An 8862-nucleotide genomic window follows, 5' to 3' on the forward strand; every position below is an offset into this window, starting at 1 on the left:
GTCGTCGTCGCCGTCGCGGGCTGGGGCGCGTGGGCCGCCGCCGGCCGGGCCCTGCGGCCGGTGCGGCGGCTCGACGCGGAGCTGGCCGAGATCACCGCCGCCGACCCGCGCCGCCGCCTCGCGGTCCCCGACCCCGGCAACGAGACCGCCCGGCTCGCGCGCCGCGTCAACGGCGTCCTCGACCGGCTGGAGCGCTCGACGGTGCACCGGCGCCGGTTTATCGCGGACGCCTCGCACGAGCTGCGCACGCCGCTGACCGGCCTGCGCGCGCAGATCGAGCTGGCCCTCGCCGACCCCGCGGACCCCGAGCTCGTGGACACGCTGCGCCGGTCGCTGCGCGACAGCGAGCGGCTGCACCGCATCGTCGACGACCTGCTCGCGCTGGCCCGGCTCGACTCGGGGGCAACCCCGGACCGCGAGCCGGTCGACCTCGCCGCGCTGGTCGAGGCCGAGGTCGCGCGGCGGACGGCCCCGGTGCGGGTGCACGCCAAGGCCGAGCCCGGCCTCACCGTCGAGGCCAACCGGTTCGAGGTCACCCGGCTGCTGCTCAACCTGCTCGACAACGCCGAACGGCACGCGAACGGGCTGGTCGAGGTGGAGGCGCGGCAGGAGGGCGACAGCGCGATCGTGGAGGTGCGCGACGACGGGCCGGGCATCCCGCACGCCGACCGCGACCGCGTCTTCGAGCGTTTCACCAGGCTGGACGCCGCGCGCAGCCGGTCCGAGGGCGGCAGCGGGCTCGGCCTGGCGCTCGCCCGGCAGATCGCCGCCGTGCACGGCGGGACGCTGCGGGCCGCGGACGGCGCGCTCGGCGCGCGGCTCGTGCTCAGCCTCCCGCTCGCCCGCTGATCGCCGACCACGGACCTGCCCGCGCGCGCAGGGCGGCGCCGCGTCGGCGCAGCGCGGCGCCGCGTCCCTAGACGCCCGGTCCGGGAGGCTGGGGCCGCGACACCCGGGCGGGGTGAGGGGACGCCCGCGCGCCGATGTCCGACAATGGTCCGGTGATGTCTCCCTCAGGCGCCGCCGCGCCCGCCGCACGCGAACTCGTCGTCCTCGGCTCCACCGGCTCGATCGGGACCCAGGCCCTCGACGTCGTCCGCCGCAACCCCGGCCGGTTCCGGATCGCGGGCCTCGCGGCCGGCGGCGAGCGGGTCGAGCTGCTGGCCGCGCAGGCGCTGGAGTTCCGCCCGGAGGTCGTCGCGGTGGCCAAGGGGTCCGCCGCGCAGGAGCTCCAGCTGGCGTTCTACGCCGAGGCCAAGCGGCGCGGCTACGCCTCCGGCGACTACGCCATCCCGAAGATCGTCGCCGGTCCGGACGCGGTCGCCGAGGTCGCGGCGTGGCCGTGCGACGTGGTGCTGAACGGGGTGACGGGCGCGCTCGGCCTGGCGTCCACGCTGGCCGCGCTGGACGCCGGCAGCACGCTCGCGCTCGCCAACAAGGAGTCGCTCATCATCGGCGGGCCGCTGGTGAAGCAGCGGGCGCGGCCGGGGCAGATCGTCCCGGTCGACTCCGAGCACTCGGCGCTCGCGCAGTGCCTGCGCGGCGGCCGCGCGGAGGAGGTGCGGCGGCTGGTGGTGACCGCCAGCGGCGGCCCGTTCCGGGGGAAGGCCCGCGCCGAGCTGGCCGACGTCACGCCCGAGCAGGCGATGAAGCACCCGACCTGGGACATGGGCCCGGTCATCACGATCAACTCCGCGACCCTGGTCAACAAGGGGCTGGAGGTCATCGAGGCGCACCTGCTGTTCGACGTCCCGATGGACCGGATCGAGGTCGTCGTGCATCCGCAGTCGATGGTCCACTCGATGGTGGAGTTCACCGACGGGTCGACGCTGGCGCAGGTCAGCCCGCCCGACATGCGGCTGCCGATCGCGCTCGGCATCGAATGGCCGGACCGCGTCCCGGACGCCGCGCCCTGCGTCGACTGGACGAAGGCGCACACCTGGGAGTTCTTCCCGCTCGACGACGAGGCGTTCCCGTCCGTCGCGCTCGCGCGCCGCGCCGGCGAGCTGGGCGGGACGGTCCCCGCCGTTTACAACGCGGCCAACGAGGAATGTGTGGAGGCGTTCCGCGCCGGACGGCTGCCGTTCCTGGGGATAGTCGACACGATCACGCGGGTAATGGAGGAGCACGGGTCCGGGACGCCGGGCGAGCTGACGCTGGACGATGTGCTGGCCGCCGACGCCTGGGCGCGCGCACGGACCAGGGAAGCGACCGGCCCGGCCTGAGCCTCGCGGGGCCGGCCGGGCGCGGGGGGATCCCCCGGGCGGGACCGGACCCGGAAGGGGGATCGGATGGCCTTCACCTTGGGCGCGGTGGCGTTCGTCATCGCGCTGCTGGTGTCGGTGATGCTCCACGAGGGCGGGCACCTGCTCACCGCCAAGCGGTTCGGGATGAAGGCCACGCAGTACTTCGTCGGGTTCGGGCCGACGCTGTGGTCGCGCACCCGCGGCGAGACCGAGTACGGGGTCAAGGCGATCCCGCTCGGCGGCTTCGTCAAGATCATCGGCTACACGCCGCTGGAGGAGGTCGACGAGGCCGACCGGCCGCGCGCGTTCTACCGGCAGCCCGCGGGACGGCGCGCGGTCGTCATCGCCGCGGGCGTCGTGGTGAACTTCGTGTTCGCTTTCGTGCTGCTGATGGCGATGGCGATGACGGTGGGCGTGCGGGAGCCCGGCACGGTGACGACGACCGTGGACCAGGTCAGCTCCTGCGTGCCGGCCCGGCTGCAGGACGGCTGCGGCGGCGGCCGCCCGGAGTCGCCGGCGAAGGCCGCGGGCCTGCGCGCGGGCGACCGCGTGCTCACCTTCAACGGCACGAGCGTGGCGGACTGGGACGAGCTGCGCGACGCCATCGACAAGGCGAAGCCGGGGCAGACGGTGCCGGTCGTCGTGCGGCGCGCGGGCGTCCGGCAGCCGGTGACGCTGCGGATGCGGCTGGCGGACGTCGGCGGGGAGCCGTTCGTCGGCCTGTCCGCGCGGGTCGTCGGCTCCGGCTACGAGCGGACGGGCCCGCTGAACGCGGCGGTGTTCGCGGGCCGCGCCATCGGCCGGACCGTGCAGAGCATGGGCCAGATCGTGGTGGACCTGCCGTCGGCGATCCCGAAGCTGTTCACCCCCGAGCGGCAGAGCTCGCCCGGCGGCCAGGTCGGCAGCGTGGTCGGCGCGACGGAGGTGTCGGGGCAGATCTTCTCCTCGCACAGCACCGCCCGCGACAAGGTCGCTCTGTATCTGTCGCTGGTCGTCTCGGTGAACATCTTCTTAGGAGCGCTCAACGTCGTCCCGCTGCTGCCGCTGGACGGCGGGCACCTCGCGGTCGTCGCCTACGAGCGGTTGCGGGTGCGCTTCAACGGCATCAGGGGACGTCCGGATCCGGGCACCGTCGATATGACCAAGCTCATGCCCTTGACATATCTGGCGGTGCTGGTGCTCGTGGGGCTCGGGGTGCTGCTGATCCTCGCGGACCTGGTCAACCCGCTCCAGATGCCGCAATGAGCGAGAAGGTTTACCGCACGTAGCCGAGCGGTCACACTATTCCATGCCGGTCGCCGTCACCTCATCCATGCGGGGCGCCTAGGCTGGGCAAAGCGAGTCAGAGGAGAGGGATGAGCGTTTCACTGGGTATTCCGACGGTCCGCGGCGAGGGCGACGGACAGGGGGCGCGGGGCCTGGTCGCGGCGCGGCGCAGGTCGCGCCAGATCATGGTCGGGAACGTGCCGGTCGGCGGCGACGCGCCCGTCTCGGTGCAGTCGATGACCACGACCCTCACCGCCGACGTCAACGCGACGCTGCAGCAGATCGCGGAGCTGACCGCGTCCGGCTGCCAGATCGTCCGGGTGGCGGTCCCGTCGCAGGACGACGCGGAGGCGCTGCCGGCGATCGCCAAGAAGTCCCCGATCCCGGTCATCGCCGACATCCACTTCCAGCCCAAGTACGTGTTCGCGGCGATCGACGCGGGCTGCGCGGCGGTCCGGGTCAACCCCGGCAACATCAAGAAGTTCGACGACAAGGTCGGCGAGATCGCGCGCGCCGCGCAGGACGCGGGCGTGCCGATCCGGATCGGCGTCAACGCCGGCTCGCTGGACAAGCGGCTGCTGGAGAAGCACGGCAAGGCCACCCCGGACGCGCTGGTCGAGTCGGCGCTGTGGGAGTGCTCGCTGTTCGAGGAGCACGGCTTCCGGGACATCAAGATCTCGGTGAAGCACAACGACCCGGTCGTGATGATCCAGGCGTACCGCAAGCTCGCCGCCGCGTGCGAGTACCCGCTGCACCTCGGCGTGACCGAGGCCGGGCCGGCGTTCCAGGGCACGGTGAAGTCGGCGGTGGCGTTCGGCGCGCTGCTGAGCGAGGGGATCGGCGACACGATCCGGGTGTCGCTGTCGGCGCCTCCGGTCGAGGAGGTCAAGGTCGGCACGGCGATCCTGGAGTCGCTCGGGCTGCGCGAGCGCGGCTTGGAGATCGTGTCGTGCCCATCGTGCGGGCGGGCGCAGGTGGACGTCTACACGCTCGCGGAGCAGGTCACCGCGGGCCTGAAGGACTTCCCGGTGCCGCTGCGCGTCGCGGTGATGGGCTGCGTGGTGAACGGGCCCGGCGAGGCGCGGGAGGCCGACCTCGGCGTCGCGTCCGGCAACGGCAAGGGCCAGATCTTCGTCAAGGGCGAGGTCATCAAGACGGTGCCGGAGTCGCAGATCGTGGAGACGCTGATCGAGGAGGCCATGCGCATCGCCGACGACATGGGCATCGAGATCGGCGAGGACGGGTCGGTGTCCGGCCCGGGCGCGCAGGTGGTGGTGAGCTGACGCCGGGCTCCGCACGGCGCACCGCCGGTGCGAGGCGGTCCGGTGATGTGACGGCCGCGTAGGCGGTCGGGGACGGACCCCAAAGGGTCCTCGGGTGATGAGCCCGGGGGCCCTTTTTCGCGTGTTGTGGCCGGTGGCCGCCGGTACGGCCGCGCGCGCCCCGGCCGGGCCCCCTGGCGAGCCCTGGGCGGCCGCCCGCCGGCAGGCCCGGAACCCGAACGTTCGGGCATATCACAAAGTTCCGTGGATCTTGTCACGATTCTGCATCTGCTCACGACAAGCTCTGTCGTCGGACTTGTCCGCAGGACAACAATCTTCACTTGTTTACCCAAATGTCTGACTCATCCGAGTCGACAGGTTAGGGGGATATGTGAAGAGGACTGTCGTCGTGGCCGCGGTGGCCGGGCTCGGGCTGACCGGGCTCGGCACCGCGAGCGCACAGGCCGCGGGCCCCTCCGCGGCCTCGGGGTTCGACCCCGCCGCGGTCAAGTGGCACGCCTGCCCCGCGGACTTCGTCCAGCAGGTCCACGACCTGTACGACGGGCTGTACCCGGTCTCCAAGATCGTGCAGTGCGGCGAGCTGCAGGTGCCGCTGGACTACGCCAAGCCGAGCGGCACGAAGATCACGCTGCAGCTGACCCGGACCCCGCACACCGGGTCGGGCGCCGCCAAGGGCGACATGGTGGTGAACCCGGGCGGCCCGGGCGGCGGCGGCGCGCTGTTCGGCCCGCGGGTGTTCGCGCAGAACTCCGCGGCGCTGAAGGACGCCTACAACGTCATCGGGTTCGACCCGCGCGGCGTCGGGATGAGCGTCCCCTCGCTCAGCTGCGACCCGAACTACACCAACGCCCCCCGCCCCGACTACGGCACCGGCGACCGCGCCTCGGTCTCCGTGTGGCTGAAGAAGTCCAAGGCGTACACGGACGCGTGCAAGAAGGCCGACAAGATCGGTCTGCTGAACCACATCAAGACGACCGACTCCGTCCGCGACATGGAGTCGATCCGCAAGGCGCTGAGCGACAAGAAGCTCGACTACTACGGCGCCTCGTACGGCACCTACCTCGGCTCCGTCTACGCGACGATGTTCCCGAAGACGGTGGGCCGGATGGTGCTGGACGGCAACGTCGGCCCGTCGGACGTGTGGTACGACGCCAACCTGAACCAGGACGTCCAGTTCGACAAGAACATGGACTACTACTTCGGGTGGATCGCCAAGTACGACTCCGTCTACCACCTGGGCTCGACGCAGACGGCCGTGCGGTCGTTCTTCTACAAGCTGCGCGCCACGCTCAAGACCAAGCCGGTGTACTACACCGACCCGAGCAGCGGCCAGAAGTTCGCCGTCGGCCCGGACGAGCTGACCGACGTCATCCAGAACGCCGCGTACCGCCGCAGCCAGTCCCTGTGGAACGGCTACGCGGTGGGCCTGGCGGCCTACAAGGCCGGTGACGCCGAGACGTTCGTCGGCACCTTCGGCGCGCAGACGACCGGCGGCGCGGACGACAACGAGTTCGCCGTCTACAACGCCGTGCAGTGCACCGACGTCCAGTGGCCGACGAGCTGGGCGAAGTGGGAGCGCGACAACGTCCGCATCAACAAGAAGCACCCGTTCCTCACCTGGGGCAACGTGTGGTTCAACGCGCCGTGCCTGACCTGGCCCGCCAAGGCCGGCACGCCGGTGAACGTCGGGCGCAACCGCGAGCTGCCGCGCAACATCCTGCAGTTCGAGGGCAGCGAGGACGCGGCGACGCCGCTCGCCGGCGCGCTCGACATGCACCGCCGGCTCAAGGGCTCGCAGCTGGTGATCCAGGACGGTGACCGCACGCACTGCATCGTGCACCGCGGTTCGGCGGCCGTGGACGCCATCTTCGACCGGTACTTCCTGACCGGGGAGCGTCCGGGGCAGTCCATCACGCACGTCCCGCAGCTCGGCGACCCGGTGCCGCCGGCGCAGACGTCCGCCAAGGCCAAGTCGCTGTCCACGACGGTGACGAAGGCGGCGCGGCTGAGCGACGACGTCATCCGCTGAGAACCGTGAACGGCTGACCGGGCGGTGAGCCCGCGCCGGCCCGCGGAACGGCCGGGGAGGGCCCCGGGGAGCGATCCCCGGGGCCCTCTTCGCATGCCGGGGCTCCGGCGGCGCGGCGCGCACGCGCCTACATCACGAACATTGGTGGATCTTGTCACGATTTCGCATCTGGTCACGAGTGACTCTCCCGCCATATCGCCCAGAACCGCCACAATCTCCACGCAATCACGCATCCGCATGCATCGGCGCAGCTCCCCCCTCCGAGTCCGACCGGGGCTCCGGAGCCGCCGATCTGAGGGGGTCAAGTGAAGAGGATCGTCATCGTCACGGCCGCCGCGGCCGTGGCGGCCGGCGGCACCGTCGCCGCCGTCTCCGCGAACGCCGCCACGAGCCCGTCCCCGGCGGGCCTGGTCGCGGCGAGCGGGATCAACTGGGGCAAGTGCGAGGTCAGCGGCCCCGATGACCCGATGAACAAGGCCGAGTGCGCCCAGGTCCAGGTGCCGCTCGACTACGCCAAGCCGAACGGCCGCAAGATCTCCATCGCGGTGTCGCGCTACAAGCACACCGACGACAAGAACTACCAGGGCGTCCTGTTCGTCAACCCGGGCGGCCCGGGCGGCACCGGCATCGAGTACGCGCCCGCGCTGGCCCGCTGGATGGGCGGCGTCGGCCACGCCGCCACCGCCGCCAAGTACGACATCATCGGCTTCGACCCCCGCGGCGTCGGATCCAGCCAGCCCGCGCTCACGTGCGACAAGACCTGGTACAACCCGGTCCGGCCGGACTACGTCCCGCACTCGGCGAAGGACGAGGCCGTCTGGAAGGCCAAGGCCAAGAAGTACGCGCAGGACTGCCAGCGCAAGTTCGGCTGGATGCTGCCGCACATGCGCACCACCGACGCCGCCCGCGACGTCGACACGATCCGCGCCGCGCTCGGCCAGCAGAAGATCAGCTGGTACGGCTTCTCCTACGGCACCTACTTCGGCGCCACCTACGCCACGCTGTTCCCGAACCGCGTGAAGCACATGGTGCTCGACGGCAACGTCAACCCGAAGACGGTCTGGTACGACGCCCAGCTCGAGCAGGACAAGGCGTTCGAGCGGAACATGAAGTCCTGGTGGGCGTGGACCGGCAAGTACGACTCGCTCTACCACCTCGGCAAGTCCGAGAAGGCCGTCGAGGCGGAGTACTACGCCGTCCGCGCCGCCGCGAAGAAGTCCCCGATCGGCGGCAAGATCGGCCCGGACGAGCTGGACGACATCGTCCTGACCGCCGGCTACAACACCGGCTACTACATCCCGTTCGCGCAGGCCCTGTCGGACTGGGTGACCAAGAAGGACGCCTCCGGCCTGCTCGACTGGCTGAACACCGGCGGCGAGGACAACGACTTCGCCGTCTACAACGCCGTCCAGGCGGCCGACGCCAAGTGGCCGCGGAACTGGAACAAGTGGCACAACGACGCGGCCAAGCTCTACAAGGAGGGCTACCGCTTCAACACCTGGAGCAACGTCTGGTTCAACGCGCCCATCGCGTACTGGCCGTTCCAGGGCGGTCCCGCGCTGAAGCTGAAGGCGAGCAAGAGCCTGCCCGGCATGCTGCTCGTCCAGTCGTCGCAGGACGCCGCGACCCCGGTCGCCGGCGGCTACAACATGCACAAGGTGTTCCCGTCCTCGCGGCTCGTCCTCGAGGTCGGCGGCAAGACCCACGCCAACACGCTGAACGGCAACGCGTGCCTGGACGACAAGGTCGCCGCCTACCTGGACAGCGGCGCCCTGCCGAAGAGCAGCAAGGGCGCGGACGCCTACTGCCAGGCCGTCCCGGCGCTGAACGACCCGAACCCGACGGCGATGACGGCCAAGGCCGCCGGCGCCGTCGCGGGCAAGGACCTGCCGATCGGCCGTCCGTAACGCCCCGGTTCACCGCGAGATCCGTTTTCGGACGGAATCGCGCGAACCCCGCCGTTCCCGCGACACGCGCGGGCGCGCCGGTAGAAAGCGGGGGTGCTGAACCACGCTGGAAGAAGGGCCGCCGCCGGGAC

6 protein-coding genes are annotated in these 8862 nt (G+C 71.4%); all 6 read left to right on the forward strand.

Features of this window, described 5'->3' with window-relative positions; all coding sequences use genetic code 11:
• Positions 1-849: sensor histidine kinase (locus tag F9B16_RS46360; protein ID WP_151546652.1), on the forward strand; the 849-nt coding region annotated here is incomplete at its 5' end.
• 155 nt (positions 850-1004) lie between these two features.
• A complete protein-coding gene (gene dxr, locus F9B16_RS46365; protein WP_225992551.1) occupies positions 1005-2225 on the forward strand; it encodes a 1-deoxy-D-xylulose-5-phosphate reductoisomerase in 1221 nt (406 codons plus the stop codon).
• 66 nt (positions 2226-2291) lie between these two features.
• Entirely contained in the window at positions 2292-3491 is a 1200-nt protein-coding gene (locus F9B16_RS46370) for a M50 family metallopeptidase (RefSeq protein WP_151546654.1), read from the forward strand.
• 110 nt (positions 3492-3601) lie between these two features.
• A complete protein-coding gene (ispG, locus tag F9B16_RS46375; protein ID WP_225992549.1) occupies positions 3602-4795 on the forward strand; it encodes a flavodoxin-dependent (E)-4-hydroxy-3-methylbut-2-enyl-diphosphate synthase in 1194 nt (397 codons plus the stop codon).
• A gap of 370 nt (positions 4796-5165) precedes the next feature.
• Entirely contained in the window at positions 5166-6824 is a 1659-nt protein-coding gene (locus tag F9B16_RS46380) for an alpha/beta hydrolase (protein WP_151546655.1), read from the forward strand.
• Between the two features lie 305 nt (positions 6825-7129).
• Entirely contained in the window at positions 7130-8731 is a 1602-nt protein-coding gene (locus F9B16_RS46385; RefSeq protein ID WP_225992550.1) for an alpha/beta fold hydrolase, read from the forward strand.
• Positions 8732-8862: the final 131 nt, after the last annotated feature.

It is taken from the genome of Actinomadura montaniterrae (assembly GCF_008923365.1).
Taxonomy (GTDB): Bacteria; Actinomycetota; Actinomycetes; order Streptosporangiales; family Streptosporangiaceae; genus Spirillospora; species Spirillospora montaniterrae.